At 65.5% G+C, this 20,726-nt stretch carries 17 protein-coding genes; 10 read left to right on the forward strand and 7 right to left on the reverse strand.

Annotation, left to right across the window (positions count from 1 at the left end):
• Nucleotides 1-44: 44 nt before the first annotated feature.
• Genes ACFOSH_RS18315 through ACFOSH_RS18330 form a run of 4 tightly spaced genes read left to right on the forward strand, consistent with a single transcriptional unit; the run spans nt 45 to nt 8,045 of the window.
• Nucleotides 45-1,592 (forward strand): TIGR02677 family protein, encoded by a 1,548-nt coding sequence (locus ACFOSH_RS18315; protein ID WP_378240146.1) that lies wholly within the window; start codon nt 45-47, stop codon nt 1,590-1,592.
• Entirely contained in the window at nt 1,589-2,782 is a 1,194-nt protein-coding gene (locus ACFOSH_RS18320; RefSeq protein ID WP_378240147.1) for a TIGR02678 family protein, read from the forward strand. Before ACFOSH_RS18315 ends, ACFOSH_RS18320 begins: the two co-directional genes overlap by 4 nt.
• Nucleotides 2,779-6,816: a TIGR02680 family protein gene (locus tag ACFOSH_RS18325; RefSeq protein ID WP_378240148.1), complete on the forward strand. Its 4,038-nt coding sequence runs from the start codon at nt 2,779-2,781 to the stop codon at nt 6,814-6,816. The genes ACFOSH_RS18320 and ACFOSH_RS18325 overlap by 4 nt, the downstream gene beginning before the upstream one ends.
• Nucleotides 6,816-8,045 carry a TIGR02679 family protein gene (locus ACFOSH_RS18330; protein WP_378240149.1) on the forward strand — a complete coding sequence of 410 codons (1,230 nt, stop codon included), beginning with the start codon at nt 6,816-6,818 and terminating at the stop codon, nt 8,043-8,045. The genes ACFOSH_RS18325 and ACFOSH_RS18330 overlap by 1 nt, the downstream gene beginning before the upstream one ends.
• Before the next feature lie 74 nt (nt 8,046-8,119).
• Here the strand turns inward: ACFOSH_RS18330 and ACFOSH_RS18335 are convergent, their stop codons facing one another.
• The 4 genes from ACFOSH_RS18335 to ACFOSH_RS18350 are packed head-to-tail and all read right to left on the reverse strand — an operon-like array spanning nt 8,120 to nt 13,497.
• Complete coding sequence (locus ACFOSH_RS18335) at nt 8,120-11,191, reverse strand: helicase HerA domain-containing protein (protein WP_378240150.1); 3,072 nt, start codon at nt 11,189-11,191, stop codon at nt 8,120-8,122.
• Nucleotides 11,188-11,814 carry a hypothetical protein gene (locus ACFOSH_RS18340; RefSeq protein ID WP_378240151.1) on the reverse strand — a complete coding sequence of 209 codons (627 nt, stop codon included), beginning with the start codon at nt 11,812-11,814 and terminating at the stop codon, nt 11,188-11,190. The genes ACFOSH_RS18335 and ACFOSH_RS18340 overlap by 4 nt, the downstream gene beginning before the upstream one ends.
• A 13-nt stretch (nt 11,815-11,827) precedes the next feature.
• Nucleotides 11,828-12,889, reverse strand: a complete 1,062-nt coding sequence (locus ACFOSH_RS18345; protein WP_378240152.1) for a hypothetical protein — start codon at nt 12,887-12,889, stop codon at nt 11,828-11,830.
• Nucleotides 12,886-13,497 (reverse strand): DUF4365 domain-containing protein, encoded by a 612-nt coding sequence (locus ACFOSH_RS18350; protein WP_378240153.1) that lies wholly within the window; start codon nt 13,495-13,497, stop codon nt 12,886-12,888. The genes ACFOSH_RS18345 and ACFOSH_RS18350 overlap by 4 nt, the downstream gene beginning before the upstream one ends.
• A gap of 330 nt (nt 13,498-13,827) precedes the next feature.
• Here ACFOSH_RS18350 and ACFOSH_RS18355 point away from each other — a divergent pair, with 330 nt between their 5' ends.
• Entirely contained in the window at nt 13,828-14,385 is a 558-nt protein-coding gene (locus ACFOSH_RS18355) for a DUF6907 domain-containing protein (RefSeq protein ID WP_378240154.1), read from the forward strand.
• Between the two features lie 3 nt (nt 14,386-14,388).
• Here the strand turns inward: ACFOSH_RS18355 and ACFOSH_RS18360 are convergent, their stop codons facing one another.
• The gene (locus ACFOSH_RS18360) at nt 14,389-14,775 is read right to left on the reverse strand and encodes a cupin (protein WP_378240155.1); all 387 of its coding nucleotides are present in this window, start codon (nt 14,773-14,775) and stop codon (nt 14,389-14,391) included.
• A gap of 78 nt (nt 14,776-14,853) precedes the next feature.
• Here ACFOSH_RS18360 and ACFOSH_RS18365 point away from each other — a divergent pair, with 78 nt between their 5' ends.
• Genes ACFOSH_RS18365 through ACFOSH_RS18375 form a run of 3 tightly spaced genes read left to right on the forward strand, consistent with a single transcriptional unit; the run spans nt 14,854 to nt 17,453 of the window.
• Nucleotides 14,854-15,432: a TetR/AcrR family transcriptional regulator gene (locus tag ACFOSH_RS18365; RefSeq protein ID WP_378240156.1), complete on the forward strand. Its 579-nt coding sequence runs from the start codon at nt 14,854-14,856 to the stop codon at nt 15,430-15,432.
• A 52-nt stretch (nt 15,433-15,484) separates the two neighbouring features.
• Nucleotides 15,485-16,225, forward strand: a complete 741-nt coding sequence (locus ACFOSH_RS18370) for a hypothetical protein (RefSeq protein WP_378240157.1) — start codon at nt 15,485-15,487, stop codon at nt 16,223-16,225.
• A 1-nt stretch (nt 16,226) separates the two neighbouring features.
• A complete protein-coding gene (locus tag ACFOSH_RS18375; RefSeq protein ID WP_378240158.1) occupies nt 16,227-17,453 on the forward strand; it encodes a plasmid pRiA4b ORF-3 family protein in 1,227 nt (408 codons plus the stop codon).
• A gap of 87 nt (nt 17,454-17,540) precedes the next feature.
• Here the strand turns inward: ACFOSH_RS18375 and msrA are convergent, their stop codons facing one another.
• Together msrA and ACFOSH_RS18385 are read right to left on the reverse strand one after the other, a co-directional pair.
• Nucleotides 17,541-18,035, reverse strand: coding sequence for a peptide-methionine (S)-S-oxide reductase MsrA (gene msrA, locus ACFOSH_RS18380; RefSeq protein ID WP_378240159.1), 495 nt, complete (start codon nt 18,033-18,035; stop codon nt 17,541-17,543).
• 81 nt (nt 18,036-18,116) lie between these two features.
• Nucleotides 18,117-19,511, reverse strand: coding sequence for a helix-turn-helix domain-containing protein (locus ACFOSH_RS18385; RefSeq protein ID WP_378240160.1), 1,395 nt, complete (start codon nt 19,509-19,511; stop codon nt 18,117-18,119).
• A 408-nt stretch (nt 19,512-19,919) separates the two neighbouring features.
• Between ACFOSH_RS18385 and ACFOSH_RS18390 the strand changes: the two genes are divergently transcribed.
• A complete protein-coding gene (locus ACFOSH_RS18390) occupies nt 19,920-20,279 on the forward strand; it encodes a hypothetical protein (RefSeq protein WP_378240161.1) in 360 nt (119 codons plus the stop codon).
• Nucleotides 20,280-20,314: 35 nt separating this feature from the next.
• Complete coding sequence (locus ACFOSH_RS18395; protein ID WP_378240162.1) at nt 20,315-20,641, forward strand: hypothetical protein; 327 nt, start codon at nt 20,315-20,317, stop codon at nt 20,639-20,641.
• The last annotated feature ends 85 nt before the right edge of the window (nt 20,642-20,726 follow it).

The following is a 20,726-nucleotide window of genomic DNA, read 5'->3' on the forward strand; positions in this document are numbered from 1 at the left end:
GGTGGGGGCCGCGCTGAAACTGTCGGTGCCCTCTCCATAATGGGATGGTGACCGACGGACAGGAGCCGCAGCCCTTCGCACACCTGAGTGCGCCGAACGCGGCGCTCTACCGCGATGTCCTGCTGACGTTCGCGCGGGCGAGGGACCGGTTCATCGTGCACATGCGGCCGGAGGACGTCACGACCGACTTGGGCCGATCGGGTGACATCGAGCAGGTCGCGGACGCGCTGGACAAGCTTGTCGACTGGGGCAACTTGCGGGCCGATCCGGATACGAGCCGGGTGACCAGCGTCGCCGACTTCCATCGCGCCCGGTACCTCTACCAGCTCACCGCGGCCGGTCAAGCCGCTGAAGAAGCGCTCGCGGTCTACGACCAGGCTCTCGGTCGACGGGGTTCGCTGCAGTCGGTGGCACTGGAAGATATCGCCGCGCAGCTGCGGGCGCTCGTAGAGCTGGCGAGGGCGCGGGAGATCGACCCGGCGAAGGTGCATTTGCTGTTGCTCGCGCTCGCGGAGCGGTTCACAGGCTTGGCTGACAACGCTCAAGCATTCATGGCGTCGCTACGCCGGGTGATCGATTTCGCCGACGGGGACGTGGAAGCGTTCGTCGCCTACAAGCAGCGGCTGATCGACTACGTAAACCGGTTCATCGCCGATCTCGCCAACCGAGGCGCGGAGATCGCGACTTTGCTCGGCAAGATCGAAGAAGCCGGCGTGGAGAAGCTGCTCATGGTGGCTGCCAAACGCGAAGCAGCCGACGTCGCGCCTGACGATCACGAGAACGCTGCCGCCATCGAGAGCTGCTACGGCACTTGGCGAAATCGGTGGCGGGGGCTGCACGGCTGGTTCGTCTCGGCCGACACTCGACGTCAGTCACAGGCGCGGCTGCTGCGCGGAGCCGCCGTCACGGCGATCACCCAGCTCATCGACACGGTGGCCGCGCTCAACGAGCGTCGTTCCGGGCGTTCCGATCGCTCGGCGGATTTCCGTACTTTGGCTCGCTGGTTCGCGGAGTCCCCGGACGATGAAGCGGCACATCGTCTGTGGCGGACGGCGTTCGGGCTCAGTTCTGCGCGACACCTCACGGTCGACAGCGAAACCGTTGCCGCCTGGGAGGAAGAACAGCCCGCACCGAGTACGCCGTGGCGGCAGGCGTCAGGGGTGCACATCAGCCCGCAATTGCGCAGGACGGGCACCTACGAGCGTCGTGGCCGGCCCAATCGGGTCGCGGACCGTGCGGAGCAGCGGCAGATCCTGGCCGAGCAAGCGGCTCTCGAAGCCGAGCAGGTCGCCGCGGCGCGTGAACGGCTGGAGACGCCGGGGCCGACGCGGCTATCGGCGCTGGGTGAGCTCGACTCACGGGCGTTCCGGCTTTTCCTTGGTCTTCTCGGCGACGCGCTCTCGGCCCGCGCCCCTGGCGATCACGAGGTCCGGACCACCACGAGCGACGGGACGATGGAGATTCGCTTGACGCTTCTGCGCGGCGGCGGAACGGTGAGCATCGAAACCGAGGACGGGATTCTCCGCGGGCCGGAACACCTGATCGAGATCGTCAACCTGATCGGGAACGGCCGGGTTGAGGCGATCGCATGACCACGCTTGACGAGGAAACTTCTACCCAGCAGCGGAAAGCCTTGCGGGCGCTACTCGCCAAGCCGTTGTTGACGGCGGGAGCGGACGACGAAGTACTGCGGTTGGTCCGGCGCCACGCGGCGGACCTTCGTGATTGGCTTGCCACGGAGACGGGCTGGCGGCTACTGGTCGGCGCGGAGTCGGCGCGCTTGTTCAAAACCGCGCCGACCCTGACCGACCAGACCCACCCGGCGAGGGACGGTAAGGGCAAACCGCCGTTCGGGCGTCGCAGGTACGTCCTGCTTTGCTTGGCACTGGCCGTTCTGGAGCGAGCCGACGCACAGATCACCCTCGGCCGCCTCGCCGAAGGTGTGCTCGCCGCCGCGGGTGAACCCGAGCTTGTCAACGCGGGCGTGTCGTTCACGCTGAGCCGGCGCGATGAACGTTCGGATCTTGTCGCCGCGGTCCGGCTGCTGCTCACCTGGGGTGTCCTCGAGCGTGTCGCCGGTGAAGAAGACGCCTATCTGAGCGACAACGGAGACGTCCTCTATGACGTACAGCGCCGAGTGCTCGCCTCGCTCTTGACCAGTGGTCGTGGTCCTTCGACGATCGACGCCGCCGATTTCGAAACCAGGCTTGAAGAGCTTTCCCACGAACCCGTCGCCGACACCGATGATTTGCGCAATCGAGCCTTGCGTCACCGGCTCACCCGCCGCCTGCTCGACGATCCAGTGGTCTACTACGCCGAGTTGGCCGACGACGAACGAACGTACCTGGCGAGCCAGCGGCACGCGATAACGCGCCGGATCGAGGAGGCCACCGGGCTGGTCGCCGAAGTCCGCGCGGAGGGCATCGCGATGGTCGACCCCGACGACGAGCTGACCGATGTGCGTATGCCGGAGCAGCGCACCGATGGTCATGCCACTTTGCTCGTCGCCGAGTATCTCGCGGCGAGGAACGGACCGGTGCCGATCGAAAGACTGCTGGCGTATATCAGGAAGATCGCCCGTGAACACGCCACCTACTGGCGCCGCGGAGTCACCGAAGAAGGCGCCGATGAGGAGCTCCTCGCCATCGCGTTGCACAAGCTGCGCGCGCTGCGGCTCGTCGAGGACTCCGAAGGGATTCCGCCGATGGTGCGTGCGCTGCCCGCGATCGGCCGTTATCGGATCGACGCACCCACCATTCGGGAGAGGAAGACCGGGAAATGAGCTTGCCCGTTCCGGACACGGCCCGTTGGCAGCCACTTCGTGCCGGCCTGGTCGACCTGTTCTACTACGACATCGAAGAGTTCCACTTCCACGATGGCCGCTTGCTGTTACGCGGTAACAACGGAACCGGCAAGTCCAAGGTGCTCGCGCTCACCCTGCCGTTCCTGCTCGACGGCGAACTGTCGGCGCACCGGGTCGAGCCGGACGGTGACCGCAACAAACGCATGGAATGGAACCTGCTGCTCGGCGGGAAACATCCGCACAACGAACGCCTCGGCTACACCTGGCTGGAATTCGGCAGGGCCCTTCCTGACGGGAGTGCCGAGTACCGCACGATCGGTTGTGGCCTCAAGGCGGTCGCCGGACGCGGCATCGCCCGGCACTGGTTCTTCGTCACCGATCAGCGCATCGGCCGGGACCTCTCCCTGGTGAGCCCCACCCGAGTGGCCTTGACCAGGGAGAAGCTCAAAGACGCCGTCGATGGACACGGCCTGGTGTACGACACCGCGTCCGAGTACCGGCGCGCGGTGGACGAAGCGCTTTTCGGGCTGGGACAGCACCGCTACGAAGCCCTTGTCAATCTGCTGATCCAGCTGCGACAACCGCAGTTGTCGAAGAAGCCGGATGAGAAACTGCTGTCCCGAGCGCTCACCGAGGCATTACCGCCGCTCGACCCGGCCCTGGTGACAACGGTCGCGGAAGCTTTCCGTGGACTGGACGAGGAGCGGGGGACCTTGCGGGCCCTCGCCGAAGCGAAGACGGCGGCAGAGCAGTTTCTCAACCATTACCGGCGCTATTCCCGGATCGCGGCCAAACGCCGTGCGGCACCTGTTCGCCACACCCACAGCAGGTACGAACAGCTCGGACGGGACTTGGGGGAAGCAGAGGCGGCTTACGAAAAGGCGACACTGGCACTCGACGGAACAGAACGGCTGCTCGGTGAGTTGACAACGGCGAAGGCCCAGCTGGAGGCACGCCGCGCCGCGCTGCAGAGCAGTCCGGAGATGCGGGACGCGGAGACCCTGAAACGAGTGGGGGAAGAGGCCCACAAGCTCAGCGGATTCGCCGCTTCGCGGGAACGCGACCTGGTATCAGCGGTGCACAACCTAAGCCGCCGTGAAGCGGACGCCGAAACAGCACGGCGGACGATTGACGCCGACTCGGAGATTTTCGAAAAAGCCAAGGACATAGCGCGGGAGGCCGCCGAAGCGGCGTACCTGGCAGAAGGACATGCTGCTGTCGTCGCTGACGAAGATGAGCGAGCCGGGCAGGCACTCATCGAACGGCGGACCAAGGCGGTCGACCAGCTGCGACAGCTGCTCAACGCCGCGACGCAGGCCGAGGCCGCGTTGCGCTCGGCACGCGAAAGCGTGGACCGGATCACCGCCGAGCAACAGGGTGTCTCCGAACGGATCACGACGGCAGAGAAGAACATCGCCGAGCACGGTGCGGCGCTTGTCACCTCCTATCGCTCCTACCTGGCGGAGGTAGAGCAGTTCACCTTGTCCGATGTGGACGAATTGCTCGACTCGCTGGACACATGGACCGAGACCCTCACCGGTGACAGCCCGGCGGCATCCGCCGTGGAAGAAGCCGTGCTGCGGGCAACCGCGGAACTCGGCCGCGGACAAGCGACCCTGGAGGCCGGACGAACGGCTGCGGAAACCGAACAGCAAGCCATCTCCGACGAGATCGCCCGGCTCGAAGCGGGCGGGCACGACGCACCGCCGACGCCGTACACCCGTGACGAAGAGGCCCGAACCGGCCGCCCGGGCGCGCCGCTTTGGAAGGTCGTGGACTTCGTCCCCGGCGTCGATGCCGAGCACCGAGCCGGTCTCGAAGCGGCGTTGGAGGCCGCGGGCATTCTGGACGCTTGGGTAACCCCGGACGGTGAACTGCACAGCACTCTGACCGGTGACGTGGTCGCCAAGCCCGGCGACCCCGCGACGGGCGGTGGCCTCACCGCGGTGCTCGCTCCGGCAGTGGACCGGGCCGACCCTCAGGCCGGGGCCCTGGACGACGACGTGGTCGAATCGGTCTTGCGCGCGATCGGCCTCGGTCCCGGTGCACACACTTGGGTCGGAGTGGACGGCAGATTCGCCGTCGGCGTGTTGAGCGGGGCGTGGCACAAGGACAAGGCCGGCTACCTGGGCGAGGGCGCCCGCGAAGCCGCCCGAAGGGAACGAGTCCGGCGCCTGCGGGAAGAGGGAACGCGGCTGGATCGGCGCCTGGCCGAATTGACGGACGCCGAGAACAGCTTGGCCGCGCGGCGAGCTGCACTCACCGCGGAACACCGAGCTCAGCCGAAAGACAACGAACTCCGCGACGCTCATGTCAAACTCGCCAACGAGCACGAGTCGAAGCGCCGGATCGACGTCCGACTCGGCGAGGCAGTGGCAATTTCCGGCGAGTGTGCTGACGAAGCCGAGCAGGCACAGGGAAAGGTCGTCGAATTCGCCGGTGATGTCGGGCTACCGACAGACCGCGAGGAGCTGGCTCGAGTTCGTGAAGCCGTCGGTGACTATCGGGTGGCCCTGGCCGGGCTTTGGCCCGCGGCGCGGGCATTGGCTCGAGCGCTGGCGCAATCGGCCAAGGCCGAAGACGAACAGCGAGCAGCCGCCGAACACCACGGCGAAGCACAGGAGTCGGCCGTCGAAGCCCGCGCCGACGCCGAAGCCGTGGCGGAACGTCACCGTGTACTGATCGAGACCGCGGGCGCGGGAGTCGACGAGCTGTACCGCAAGCTGGCCGCGGTCGCCGAGGAACTGGGCGAGCGGGACGCTCGTGAGAAGCAGGTGCGCACAGAAGAGCAGGTTGTCCGCGAAGAGCGGGGTACTGCCAATGGGCGTCGCGAGACACTCCGTGATTCGATCTCGACCGCCACGGCCGAACGTGACGAGGCCATCAGTGAGCTGCGGGCCTTCGCGATGACAGGACTGCTGACAACCGCCATTCCCGAACTGGAATTCCCCGACGCCGGCAAGGAATGGGCTCCCAACCCGGCTGTCGCCCTCGCGCGGGCCGTCAACACCGCATTGGACGGAGTGGACGACGCAGACCGTCCATGGGAACTGGTGCAGCAACGTGTCTCGGCCGAGCACAAGCTGCTCACCGACGCGCTGTCGACGCATGGCCATTCGGTCGGCATGACCGTACGAGACGGGATCATCGTCGTCGATGTGCTGTTCCAGGGGCGCACTCAAGATATTCCGACGCTGGTGGCGGCTTTGGAGGTGGAGAACGAGCAGCGAGCGAACTTGCTCTCGGCGAAGGAACGCGAAATCCTCGAGAACCACCTCATCAACGAAGTGGCGGGCACGCTGCAAGAATTGATCGTCAACGCCGAAGACCAGGTTCGGTCCATCAACACCGACCTGGAGGCCCGGCCGACGTCGACCGGAATGCGCCTGCGGCTGCAGTGGCGCATTTCAAGGACGGCGCCCGACGGTCTCGGCCGGGTGCGAGACCGGTTGTTACGGCAGACCGCCGACGCCTGGAGCGCGGAAGACCGCACCGCGGTCGGAGGGTTCCTCCAAGAGCAGATCAACCGCGAACACGCCGAAGACGCGGCGGGTGGCTGGGTCGAACAGCTGACTCGCGCACTGGACTACCGCTCTTGGCACGATTTCGCGATCCAGCGCTACCAGGACGGTCAGTGGCGGTCGGCGACCGGACCGGCGTCCGGCGGCGAACGAGTTCTTGCCGCGTCGGTTCCACTCTTCGCCGCGGCGTCCTCCTTCTACTCGTCGTCGGCCAATCCCCACACACCACGCCTCATCGCACTCGACGAAGCCTTCGCCGGCGTCGACGACGACTCACGGGCCAAGTGCCTCGGTCTGCTCGCCGCGTTCGATCTCGATGTCGTCATGACCAGCGAACGCGAATGGGGCTGCTATCCGCAGGTACCCGGTCTGGCCATCGCACAGCTCGCCCGGCGCGACGGAATCGACGCCGTGCTGGTGACGCCCTGGCGGTGGAACGGCCGCGAACGTGTCCAGGAGCAACGACCGATTCCGTACGTCCCGAGCGCCTGATGGCCGATCTTGACCGCCTTCGCAGGCTCTTGGGTGGCGAAGAAACCGAGTGGCTGCTCGACCGCTTGCGCCGACGGATGATCAACGGCAAGCCGTTGAGCGGGATCGTCACCCTCGGCTCGGCGACACATGACCAGCGCAGAGCCATCGAAAGATTGCTTGGTCGCCGAGCCGGAACCGGTACTTCCCTCAGCGTTTCTCTGGACGAAGTCGATGCGATACTCCGCCGCAGCGGTGCGGCGCCGGACGGCCTCGCCGACGTGGCGAAGCTGCTGATCGGAACCGTGCCTGACCGCGAGAGGGAAGCCGTGGCTTGGGCAGCGGCTCATCAGCCCCTGGACAACCTGGCCGCACAACGTCCGGAACTGGCCACCTGGCGCGGCTGGTTGGACTCCACCGGCATGGTTCGCAGATTGGCTTCCGATCCAGGGGCCGCTTCGGCGTTGACCAGCGCGGCGGTCCGCGTTCTCACCGAGCTGCCCTCAAAGGGCATCGCGTTGGGGCGCCTCGCCGCGGAAACCAGTGGCGACGCGCACGGCCTGGACGACGGGCGCCCCTTGGCGACGATCGTCCTCTCCGCGGCGAGGTGCCTTCGTGGCACCCCACCGGTGGGAGACGGAACAGCGGGCGAACGCCGTGCTTCCTGGGCCGCGGTCGGCGTACACCGTGACGAGCTGTCCTCGTCCGTGCTGTGCCTCGGCTTGTCCGGTGGCGCGGACACGGTGACCGGCCGGATCCTGGCACTGGCCAGGGAATCCGGAGAGCCGTGTGTGCTGACACTACGTCAGTTGAACGCCGCGATTCTCGGTGTCGGCTCCGGGGTCGTGTCGGTCTGCGAGAACCCGATCGTGCTCGCCTCCGCGGCCGATGAGCTGGGCCCCGGATGCCCTCCCCTCGTCTGTGTGAACGGCCAGCCATCGGCCGCGGTGTGGCGGCTGCTCGATCTTCTGGCTGCGGACGGTGCCCGGTTCAGGTATCACGGTGACTTCGACTGGGGCGGCATCCGGATCGGCAACACCTTGCGGGACAGGATCTCCTGGCAGCCCTGGCGATTCGATGCCGCGACGTACACCGCGACGGCCGCGACGGGTGGTCCGCTGGCAGGCAGACCGGCGGACGCCTCCTGGGATCCGGGACTACGACCGGCGCTCGAGCGACGCCAAGTGCGCATCGAAGAGGAACTGGTTCTCCCTGTCTTGCTGGACGATCTACGCGCCCTCGTGTGCTAGCGGCTGAAGGGGACTTTCGTCGCATCGCATGACGTCACCCTTCCCCGCACCCGATACGGGAAGTCCACTTCAGATCACGTTGTGGCACGTTTGATCACCTCTTCGGGGGTCAGCGCGCTCTTCGGGTGGTGACTGAGGCAGTTCGGCGTCCTCACCCGTTGGGGTCGGGTGCCTTCAGTAGTCGCGTAGAACTGTCCGACCTTGAGCGCGCCGATGTGGTCCAGCGTGCCGCCCTTCGACTGAGCGATGCCCCGAGCCGCTGCCACCTGGGTGGGTGCGTTCAGTTGCCCGAAGAACTGCGTCGCCGAGTTGCCGGCGATACGGTTGTTGATGGCCTTCGGCGCCTGCGTCGCGAACACCATGCCCAGGCCGAACTTTCGCGCCTGCGCGACCAGCATCAAGGTGCTCTGCGTGCTCGGGGTGGACGCGCCGGCCGGGGCGAAGGTTTGCGCCTCGTCCATGACGAACAGGCCACCGAGCGGCCGGTCTCCAGCGGGATTGTTCTTGATCCACGCGAACAGCTCCAGCTGCAACTGGTTGACAAAACCCTGCCGCTGTTCCTCTGTCTGAAGTCCGACGAAGCTGATCACCGAGACCCGCGACTTCTTACCCGGTGACGGGCTCAGCAGGACGCCAGGTTCGACAGGCTCGCCGGACCCGCCGAACAACGGGTCGTTGACCCGCGCGGCGTGCAGTGACTTCGCCAGCTCCGCCGCCAGTTTGGGCGCGCCGTCGAGGGTGCTCGCGCCCTCCGGGAGGTCGGCCAACAGCCTGATGAACCCCTCCAGGCTCCGCTTGCCTCGACGTGCGTAGTAGTCCAGTGCCTCACGGAGGATCGCCTTGCTCCACTCGGCCTTGTTGCCCCGCCCAGTGATGTTCGCCCGCGGCGCGAGAGTGGCCGCCGCGACTTCAACGGCTCGGTTGAAGTCGTCCGGGTCTTTGCCGACACCGGCGAAGTCCGGCAAAGGTTGGAAACCCAGTGGCCGTCCGGCTTGCAGCCCTGGCGTCCACACAACGATTTCGGTACCAGCGAAATACTCATCGGCGAGCCGGGCATCGCCGGGCTGCCAGCCCGGAGGCGGCTCTGGCCAGGGATCCCCGAGCCGAGCCAGATCGTTGTTCGGATCCAGCACGATCGACGACACCCCCCGCGAGGCGCACTCCTCGACGATACGGCGGATCAGCACCGTCTTGCCGGACCCAGGCCCTGCGAAGATCGCGGTATGCCGCCTGAACGCCTCGAGCGCGATCCTCACAGGTGATTCGTCGGCCATGGTCTCGCCTACCGTGATCCACCTCGAATCGGCTAGTTCCGGTTCTTCTTTCGCCTGCCCCCCTGGCGCCGGTGCGCTCCGCGCCTCGACCTGTGTGCCGAGAACCGTGCCGAGCACTTCGGTTCCGGTCGCCGGTTTGCGGGCGATCAACCAGGCCTCGAGCCCCGGCGGCTTCTCCCTCAGCAGCGTTTCGAGCGCGCGAAAAGTACGCAGGTCGTCGTCGGTGACCGGAAGATCGAGGCCACCGCCCTCTTTGAACAGAGACACCTCTCTGGCCGTCACCGGGCCCCCGGGCCATTTCGAGTTGCGCAGGATCACCAGGTTCCGGGTCCCGTCCGTACGAAGTCCCGATTCGAGACGGGCATTGCGAAGCCTCGTTTGCGCAGCCCGAGGGTTCGGATGGGCGATCGCCCGGAACGACCAGTGCGCCTCGGCCTCGGTCTCTTCGTCGAGCGTCCGGCGGAGCCGCGCGTGCAGTAGCGGAGACCTGGTGCCGAACGGCGGATCGACCTTCCACTCCACGCCGCTACCATCCTGCTCGACCATCCATGCGGTGAGTGCCGCCATCATCAGTTCCCGCATGATCCGGTCCTCGTGCGCCGAATCGAGCGCGGAACGCACGTCAGAATTCTGCTTGAGCTCGGCGAACTTATGGTCCATAGACGAAAGGTCCCGCTGCGCCGGGACGACGTCCTCGAGCTTTTCCGATTGAGTGTCCAGACCATCCAATTCGGACACCTTGCCGACGCGCAGGCAGTACCGCACGTGTGTGTCGACTCGTTGCAGCAACGCCCGAGGTGTGAACCGCTTCTCGATGCCGTCGAAAGCGTGCTCCGCGATCGGCCAGGTCGGGTACGGCGGCACGAAGCCGACCTCGGCATAAGGAACGGCGAGCCGTTGCACCACCATCTCGCGGGCAATCGCCGCGTCCGCGATCTGGCCCAGCGTTCCGACCTCGCGAAACCGGTCGGCGGCCGTGGCGAACTCCGCCTCCTTGATCTTTTTCCAGGTAGGCGTGATGCACGCGACCAGCGAAAGTGCCCGGCGGGTGTTGTCGTGGAGCGCCATCAGCCCCAGTGCGACCCGCTCAAGCGAGAGCGTGCCGGTGATGTCGGGACCGGACTGTGCGGCGATGGGATCGAGCTGGTCCACGGCGATCACGGTCGGCCCGGTCATGGCCAGTAGCCAGGACACGTCACGGACGACGAGCCGCGCGGCACGTGGAGACGGGCGAATCCCCCATTCCGCACGCTCGCCGGGTCTCGACTCGTCGAACGAACCTAGATAGTCCCCGCCGATCGTGCTCAGCTCGTCGTCGGGCGATCCGTAGAGCACCAAGGCCCGCAGCGTCAACCGGCATTCCGCAGCCACCTGCAGGTCGACTATGCGCAACGCGTTGAGAAAATCATCTATGTCCTTTTTGGACGGACGAGTCTCCCCCGTGATCGCCGGTGTCCGTTCCTGTGCGAGCCCCGCCTTCGCCGCCAGACGACGCAAGAGAACCGTAAGCTGACTTTCCCCACTTCCGTTGACACGCAACAAGTCGCGCCGCACGGCCAGCGATACACCTGCCCAGAAATCCTTGACCTGGTCCAGGTCGACCAGGAAGAAATAGCCACCTTCCCGTTGTGCCTGAAGGCGAACCCAACCGAGCAGGTGGGTCTTGCCCGCACCACGTTGGCCGCGCACCACGAGGCCGATAGGACTTCGTGGTGCTTCCTCCTTCGCATCCCGCAGACCAGCCAGCACCTCACGGTCCACCTCGGCATGCATGCCTTCGACATGGAATCGCGAATCACCCCACACATCGTCGGGTTTCCACGCCCAATTGAAGCGCAGCGCCTCGAGTGCTCGCCGCTCATCCGGCGTCATGACGACTCGATCGCCAGCAGATGAATATCCTGGGTTCCCAAATGGAGTGCCGCGGCCCGATCGTGCTCAGCCAACAACTTCTGATCCTCCTCCGGAGCCAAAGTCACACCCTCCTCCTGGTTCAGGTTCAGGAGTGCTTTGTCGGTCTCCGCTCGTGATACACCGTTGAGCTCCTGCCGCAGGTCTGTGAGGCTGACGTAGTCGCCCGGTCGTTCGGCGAGCTTCCGGTAGATCGCGCGAATCCGGTCCTCCACGGATTCGTCCGGTACGCAGGAGAAGACGTCCGCGAGGCCCCTCTCGACGTCCTCCAGATAGCGCCCTAGACCGGCAAGCACGGCGTATAGAGCCTTGCCCAAGGACTCCTGACGGGACGCATTCGGACGACCGGCGGTGAGTTCGTCCGCACACCAGCCCCACCCTGAGTCGGTCAACCCGAGAACGAACGGGCCATTGCCCGATCGGCCGCTTGTCACCAGATCCTGGTCGTCGAGCTGTTCGCGATCCTGGCCGGTCAGGCGGAGTCCGTACAGCTCGTCCATCTCGGTGTTGGACAGTTCGCGCCCCTCGGCCATCAGCACAAGCATCACAGCCCGCTGCTTGGCGTTCAGCTTCCTGTCGGGCATTCGTACTCCCTTGTCAGCCCAATACTTCGAAGTCGACCGTGATCAGTTCCGCACGTCGGCCCGATTCGGAAAGCGCGCCGCGGGCGCGGACCAGATGCCGCTCCTGATGCGCGGCGATCGCAGCGCTATAGGCGTCCTGGCCGCTCAGGCGGGCCCACAGCACGCGACGGCTGCCGTTCACGCCAGAGATCTCGCCACGCACGCGGATTCGCCAACGGTCGTCGTGAGCCGGCTGGTCGTGCAGGCCTTCGACGACGCCGGTCACGGTGACTTCCCCGGATGGGCTCCGACGTCGCAGATGGTCGGCGGCCGCGGCGATGATTTCGGCACTGCCCACAGGAAACGTCACACTCACCGGGGCGGCTTCGGCAGGCAGTCCTCGAGCCCAGCGGAAGCCGATCTCGAACGGCTCGCGGCCATCAGCTCCCGCCAGGTTCCGCATGCCTTCACAGAGTTCCGCCGATACCCCGGCGGAGACCGTACTGTCGAACGCCGCCAGGTCACCGGATACCGCCGCGTCTCGGACCGCGACCGCCGCGTCCAGCAGTTGCAGGGAGACCCGCCTGGTCAGCTCCGGATCGTCACCCAGCGGGACGCGGACAGGGAAGACGTAGCTGCCCGCACGGGTCGGAGCGAGCTCAATGCGGTCCACAAGCGAGCTGACCAGTGCCGGGGCGTCGTCGGAGAAGGCGAAATGCGGACCATCGACCACCGCGCGTGCTGCCGAGCCGAACACGGTGATCATGCCGTTCAACGCCTGCGCGCCATCCCGGAGTGTGGTGAACCCACTCGGCAGACCTGTCGAAAACGTGCGGTACCAGTGCTGGTCCGCGTCCGGGGAATTGATATCCCGGACGATCTCATCCTCGGGCCGCTGCTCGGCGATCGCCAGCACCTCGACGATCTCGGCAACGCGAAGCTCGCTGTCACCCATACCGTCACGTGCCGGTACAAGCAGGTCGTCGGCGTCGACATGCGTCCACAGCGCGGCACCGCGCCACAGCTCTTCCCGTCGCCGCCAGCCGGCGTGTTCCAAGTAGCTCGAGATATCGGCGACGGACAGCTGCCCGTTCACGCCGCTCCCGCCGGAGCAGGATCGAACAACAGACGCAACAAGGATTTGATGGTCAGCACGTTGCCGAGCGGAACCTTGACCTTGCGCCGACGACTCGTGCTGGGTTCGTCGATCGGTTTTTCGTTCTCAAGAGACAGGTAGAACGCCAGGTAGTGCAACAGCATCCCGCCGGTTTCGAACCGCGCGTACTCGTTGCGATCGTTCGGTACCGGCAACAGGAACAGGTAGCGCGGCACGGTGAAGTCGGGTCCGGCAAGCCAGTTGAACTGCTGCTCCGTGAGCCCGTCGTAATGCCATTCATCGCCGGTCATTTTCGGGTTCGAAGACGTCTTCACCTGGACTTCGATGGCAGGCGAAGCCAAACCGCCCGGCTGACCGGGAAACCTGAACCCGAGATCGATTCCCACCCGGTCAAGATCGTATTCGTAGACGAGCAGTCCGGCCGCGGACGCGAGCGCGCGAACATAGTCGTGGCCGAACTTTCCCTGATGATTCTGCGCGTCCAGCACCCGTCCTCCCCGGCGGCCGACCGCGTCCGACTTTACGACCGACACGGCGCCGATGTCAGCAACCCCTACCCGGATGGCGCAGAAGTACAGGTACGCCACGGTGGCCTGTGATCAATTCCGTCGACAAACGGCCGTCAGGCCGCGGAGAGCGCCGGCGCGGTCGGGGCCATACCGGTCACTGATCAACTGACGAAACCGCACCTGAGCACGGAGAGAAGTTGGTGAAATCCGCATCACACTTCTGGTTCGTCCGAGTCTCGTGAATGAGCGGCCGTTCCGACCACTCCACCATGCAGGACCACCACATCGAAGCGGAGGATCATGTCCGTGACAGCTCTACCCGAATCAGGCTCCCCGGATCGGGTGCGAGGTCATGCCACTTGCACCCCGCTGTGCTCACACCAGGACACCTCGACCACTGATCCGCCGATGAACGATCAGATAACAGCTGTCGCGGCGCGTAACGCGGAACTCCCAGATACGCTCGCTCCGTCTTCAGACCAGCTCAAGGGAACGGTCTGTCTCGTGTGTGGCATCGACGACGCCCCTGAAGGTCAACGAATTCCAGTGCACCATCCGGACTCTTCGGCCGTTTGGGCGTGCGCCGACGAAGCGGCGGAAGCCTGCGCACTGACAGGTCACCCGTGGTGGCAGACTGAACCTTGCCCCCACTGGTGCCATGGAACCCACAAGGCATACGACCAGCCCCCAGATCGTTTGCATTTCAGCAGGTGGGAGTCTGCTACTCCACTGAGTCTTCAGGAATTGGACAGCTGCCGCGTCGGCGACGAATACGAACACTTCGTCCAATTCGCGACCGTATACCTGCAACAGCGCCTTCGAGAGGCGGCTCCCATAGTTCTCCTGGCTTTCCCAGGGAACGTAGAAGGCTTCGAATTGACTGTCGACGAAGCACAGTCCGTTGCCGATGGACTCTTGTTCGCCGTCGGCCTTGCCACCGCGCAGCCAAATGCCCCAGAGAACTAGCTGTCACGCCTCGCGGAAGTCGTCGAGGCGATGCGCTTCAGTGGAGGACTCCGTCGCCGCCAGCCAGTGCGGATAGGTGACGTAGACCAGTTCCGTGTCCTCATCGGCCGCGTAGACGACCTCGGTCCCGGCCCGAAGGTAGATCACCTCACCGGCCCGTGCCGTCACCGAGCCCGAAGGACCCTCCACGGTAAAGACTCCGGAGGTAATGACGAGGGCCTCGTCGTACGTCATCTTCCACGGGTTCTTCTCCCCCTTCTTGTAGCGCCCGAAGCCGACGGACATAGCCGCGCCACTGTCCTGTGAGAGGACGTCGGCCAAGAAGATCTGCTGGTCAAGTCGCTGAAACCAGGCTGAGGCATCACTGCTGGCGAAGTGTTCGACGGACATCCGAGTCTCCTTAAGTGGAAGTTCCTCCACTTAGTTAACTGGAGAAAGTTCCACTTGTCCACCGACTAAGCTCACGGAGTGCTTCCCATCGCAGGATCCGGGCCGGTAGAGCGGGCGGACGCGGCTCGCAACCGGCAGAAGATCGTCCGCGCGGCGGCCAAGCTTGTGGCGGCCAAAGGGATCGACGGGCTCGCGTTGGACGAGGTCGCGGCGGAGGCGGGCGTCGGGATCGGCACCGTGTATCGCCGATTTCCGGACAAGGGTGCGTTGGCGCAGGCGTTGCTCGACGAGAACGAGCGCGAGTTCCAGGAGGCATTCATCGGCGGGCCGCCGCCGCTCGGCCCTGGAGCGCCACCAAAAGAGCGGCTCAAAGCGTTCACGGACGCGTACGTCGACAGGCTCGAGACGCATGGCGAGTTGCTCATGGTCGCGGAGACCGAGACGCCGATGGCGCGGTTCGTCACGGGCGCGTACCGGCTCCACCACAGTCACCTGGTCTCGCTGATCAGCGAGATCGAGCCGGACGTCGACGCGCACTTCCGGGCGGACGCGATCTTGGCGCCGCTCGCCGCGGCGCAGTACGTCTACCAGCGGCAAAACGGCATGACGCCGAAGCAGATCAAAACGGGGCTGCAGGAGCTGCTCCTGGCAAGGTGACTAACCTGTCGACTCGACGGACAACAGCCTGAAGGATCGGCCAAGTCAAACGATGAGTGAATACCAGTACTACGAATTCCTCGCGATCGACAGTCCGCTGGACGAACGTCAGCAGGCCGCCCTTGTCTATGTGAGCAACTGGGGAACACGCCGGCTCATGTTCCGCCTGCCACGTCACGTCCTGGATCTCGACACGGTCGAGGACTACCGCGTCGGCCACCATCTTTCTGCTTGGACGGCGGACGAGTTCCTCGTACTCGACATGACGAGCGAGGACGAGTCCGACGACTTCGAATTCAATTACGAGGCCGAAGCACGGCTGTCAGCCACCGTGGGAGTCCGCACCGAACTCGCGGCGGGCGATCTCCGCCCCCTCTATCTCGCCTGGTTGGCCGGCTACGGCGACTGGGAGCGAGACGAAAACGCCTTCGAGCCTGACGCGGACCAAAGCCTTGAGCCGCTTGTGCCGCCTGGCCTGGCCACGCTCACCGCGCCGCAACGAGCGTTCGCCGACTTCCTCCGCCTCGACGACGAACTTCTCGCCAGCGCGGCCCGGACCAGCCCACCCTTCGCCGGCGCCGCGGATGACCAGATGATGGCCTGGATAAAGAAGCTGCCGCTCGCCGAGAAGAACGAGCTTCTGGCACGGGTCGTTCGAGAACCCGGCACGACCGTGCGAATGGAGCTGCTTCGCCGATTCCGCGACATCCACACCACGGCTACCGCCGCTCCACGGCGAACCGTTGCCGATCTTCTCGACAACGCCGCGCGACTACGAACAGAGAAGGTTTGACATGGCTGAACTGGTCGAGCAGGTGCGCGCGTTCACCGAATGGGTGGGCGCGGGGCGCAAGCTCACCCAGACCGGGCGTCTCACCTTGGCTGACGCCAAAGCACTGGTGCCGTTGCTGGGCACCAGCGACGTGCTCGAGCAGACCATCGGCGACCACGTGTACCGAACCAGGTCGAGCGAGCGTCTGCTCGACCTGATGCTCGTCGTGGAGTGCGCCAAGGTGGCGGGGCTGGTCCGCAAGACCGGGCAACGGTTGGTGCAGGTGAAGAAGAATCAGGCGCTTCTCGATGACCCGCAAAAGCTGTGGCTCGCACTGTTCACCAGGTTCGACCAGGTGGGCGAGGTATTCCTGCGCCCGGGATTCGGCGAGTCACTGCTGCGCCCGGAGTTCGCCGACGGTAGTCGCGCGGCTTTGACCTCGTTGTACAACGCTGAGGGCGCCGTCGACATCGCGCGCTTGTGCACGACGGTCTGGAACGTGGTGAGTGCGCCTTACGTCCTTGACGATCTCACCGAACTCCAGCTCGAAACCTTGCGCATCACGACCGACCGCGACACCAAGCAGGTACTCGAGGCCCTGCGGCGATTGGGGGCGGTGACCCTCCGGGACGAATCCGCTGAGCTGACCGATCTCGGTCGGGCGGGTATGCGACGGCTCTTGGGTATGCCGGAGGCCGGTGATCCGATCTACCAGGTCAAGATCACTCTGCTGGAGATCGAGGGGCTCCCGGTGTGGCGGCGGGTGCTGGTTCCGGCGGACATCCGGCTCGACCGGCTGCATGTGGTCATCCAGGCCGCGATGGGCTGGGAAAACTACCACCTGCACTACTTCCTCGACGGAGAGACGCACTACGGCGAAGCCGAGCCTGAACTGCAATACCGCGACGAAAGGAAAGTGCGGCTGAAGGACCTGGTGAAGCCTGGTGGCCGTCTCGAGTACAACTACGACTTCGGCGACAGCTGGGACCACGAGATCCTCGTCGAGGAAGCCAAGGTCGCCACGGCCGACGGGCGTTATCCGCGATGCGTCGCCGGCCAAGCGGCGTGCCCGCCGGAGGACGTCGGCGGCACCGGGGGCTACGCGCGGCTGATCCAGATCCTCGGCGAGCCTGGCCACGAAGAGCACCAGGACATAGTCGGCTGGCTCGGTCTCGATGACCCGAGCCGATTCGACGCTGCGCGCTTCAGCCTCGACGAGGCCAATCAGCGCCTCGCTGTGCAGCGATAGGTTTGTCCGCATGCTCGGCTTGGAGAAGTTCGCCATCGCTGAACACCCGGATCCCGACCTGCCCTGAAGGAGCAGGCCGGGACGCGATCAGCGCTCGCCCAGTTGCCATTCCGGCCGCACGTAGTGGCAGGTGTAGCCGTTCGGGATGCGCTCCAGGTAGTCCTGGTGCTCCGGCTCGGCTTCCCAGAAGTCGCCGGCCTGGGTCACCTCGGTGACGACCTTGCCGGGCCACTTGCCGGAGGCGTCGACGTCCGCGATCGTCGCCTCGGCGACCTGCTTCTGCTTGTCGTCGGTGAAGTAGATCGCCGACCGGTAGCTGGCGCCGATGTCGTTGCCCTGGCGGTCGCGCGTCGTCGGGTCGTGGATCTGGAAGAAGAACTCCAGGATCTGCCGATAGGACAACTTCGCCGGGTCGAAGACGATCTCGATGCCTTCGGCGTGCGAGCCGTGGTTGCGGTAGGTCGCGTTCGGCACGTCGCCGCCGGTGTAGCCGACCCTGGTGGAGACGACTCCGGGGTGCCGGCGGAACAGGTCCTGCATGCCCCAGAAGCAGCCGCCCGCGAGAACAGCCTTTTCCGTCACTGTTGATCTCCTCTGGTCGTTGACACCCAGTACAACGCGTCGCACCGCCCCTGTCATCCCCGTCCAAGTGTGACGGAACGCTTAAGTCCGACGAACGAGCGCGGAGAGGACAGCCGGAGTACGCCCAGGTGAATCGACCATGGCGGTGATGAGCCGTTGGACCGACGGTCTGCCGAGCTCCTGAGGTGCACAGTCATGGGCGTGGTGCAGCGCACCCGCCGCACGCTCGACGTCGCCGTGCTCCTTCCAGGCTCGCGCGCCGTCCACGAGCGCTCGCGCGCGTCGCTCTGCGCTCGGCAGTCGCCGTGGATCGACCGAGTCGAAATAGGTCAGCGCCCGCGCGGTGTCACCGAGGGTGGTGTGCACACCGATGCGATAGACGGCGACGGTGGTCGCGCTGAATTGTGCGTTGCCCATTCCGTTTCCAGTGGCCTTGAACCGCCGCGCCGCGTCCTCTGCCTCTTCGATGAGCGCAACGGCTTGAGCTGTGTTCCCGTTCTGGGCCGCCGAATAGCTCGCGGTGCACAAGAGCGAGCCGTAGGACGCGAGTTGCGAAACCGGCGGGTCGCCTCGATCGGCTCCCAGATCAAGAGCGGTCCTGGTGAGCATCGTGATCGCACCGTTCAGACCGGCATCCCTGTCGATCTTCTCGGGAGCACTGAGAGCGTGTCGCCGCATTCCGATCGCGATGGCCCGGGAACTCGCGGCGATCACCAGCGGGTCGCCACTGGCCTCGGCCGCCGTATGAGACCGATCGGCGGCGACTCGGGCGACGCAATCACGGTGTTGCTTGACTGCCAGTTCCGAACCGAGCAGGTATGCCCTGGCAAGTGCCGCGGACATCCGTTCCCGCAATTGCCCGACGGACGCGTCCTTGCTCGCGTGTGCGGTGGCTATCAATTGAGGCAACACGTGACTGAGGTCCGCGTACTCGCAGGCTTCGAACTTTCTCTGCGCGCCGGCGAGCGCCTGTGACAGCGTGACCAGTGGTACAGGCACGGCCGGGCACTGCGACTTCGCCAGTAGCAGTGCTTCCAGAGATTCCTCGTCGGCGGAAGCACGCGCCGTGCCGGGCAGGACCCCGGCGATCGTGACACCGACCAGCCCCGCGAGCACCTGTCGTCGCCGCATCGCCTCGTCACCGTCCTGTCCACCGGAGATAGCAGTGCCGACATTAACCGGCGTGCCATCTTCGCGCATTTGCGCCGCGCCGGTGAATGCGGGCGCCAAACCAAAGAGGTGCGGCGGGATTTCCAGTACCTCGGAGAGGGTCCGCAAGTAATGGACATCGATGAGCTTGCGTTGGCCCGTCTCCATCCTCGACAACGTGCTCAAGGAGAGGTGACAACGGCTCGCCACCTGCGCCAGCGTGAGCCGGCGAGCGTGCCGGACGGCCCTGGTCAACCAGCCGTACCGGGCAGTCGCGGCGGCGTGCAGCACCTCGGGCGACGACCAAAACGGGTGGAGTGCGTCCATGGCGACCTCCCTGGCGATGGTCTCGCACCGAACCGCCACATCAGTAGAGCGTTGCCCGGATCGCAATTTGACAGTTCCGCAAACTTGTTGCCGATCACGCATACAGCCCTGCCCTGAGGCGGGAAGGCGCGTTCCATGGTCTGAGAGCTTTGACGACGCGATGATCAGCGGAGGCCTGCGATGGGTGCTCTTCGACGCTATGTCCGTCTAGCGGCCGTACCACCGGAGTTTCCGGACCAGCAAGCGCGCCGCGTGGCCGCTGTCATGATGTCCGCCTTGGGCATGCCGTACTTCTCGCTTTCCGGCGGACACGGCCTTCGGTTGCGAAGCATGCCGGACCCCGCACGAGACCCAGCCGGGTTTGTCGGCTTCACTCTGAGAACAGAGCCGCTGCGGAACACTTCGCCAATGGAGTATCTCGCCCTGTTCATACTGCGGTCGGCTTCGTCTCCCAGCCGGTGCTCGATCGTTTCGGACCTGCGCGCGGCTGCGGCATTGGTCGAAGACGTGGACCCCACGCGGGCTTCCGAGTTCTTCGACGCCAGGTCTGAGACCTTGCACGGCGAGGGAACACCGGACGCCCCGTTCTCGACTCTCGAGGGTGGCACCATGGCGGACGGCGGGTGGCTCCGCTGGTCAGGCAAGAAGCCTTTCACCGGACGCGCCGACGAGCATCGGGTGATGCTCGAGAGATTCGCCGAGCTACTGGAAGTAGTCTCCCGAGGCTCACCACTCGACCGCGGGGAGCTTCTGATCGCCGAAAGTTGACGGAACGCTTACGTCCCCCGCGCGTCTCACACTGGGTGAAGCTCCTGCTCGCGGCTCTGGCCCTCCTGCTGACCGGCTGCGCGACGACACAAGAAGCCCCAAAGCCCGAAGAGGCCTTCAAGTTCGGCGGGATCTCGATGCCCGCGAGCGGCAAGGTGCTGGAGACGCGGTACGACCGGGGCATCGACGCGCGATACGTGGTCGTCCTGTCCCTTCCGGCGGAGGACGTGCCCAAGCTGCTCGAAGCGTCGCGCTTCGCACCCGGGGTCATGCGGGACGACCAGCTCGTCGACGGCCGTCGTGTGTACCGCGAGGTCACCTTGCGAGGGACCACGGTGCGCCTCGAGTTGTTCACCACGTGAGTACTCAGCGTTAAAAAGATGGGCCGTTCGGACTCGTCTGGGTGACCCCCTAACGTGTAGATCCACGCACCATCCGCCGGAGGAC

Source organism: Amycolatopsis speibonae, assembly GCF_042647925.1.
GTDB classification, from domain to species: Bacteria; Actinomycetota; Actinomycetes; order Mycobacteriales; family Pseudonocardiaceae; genus Amycolatopsis; species Amycolatopsis speibonae.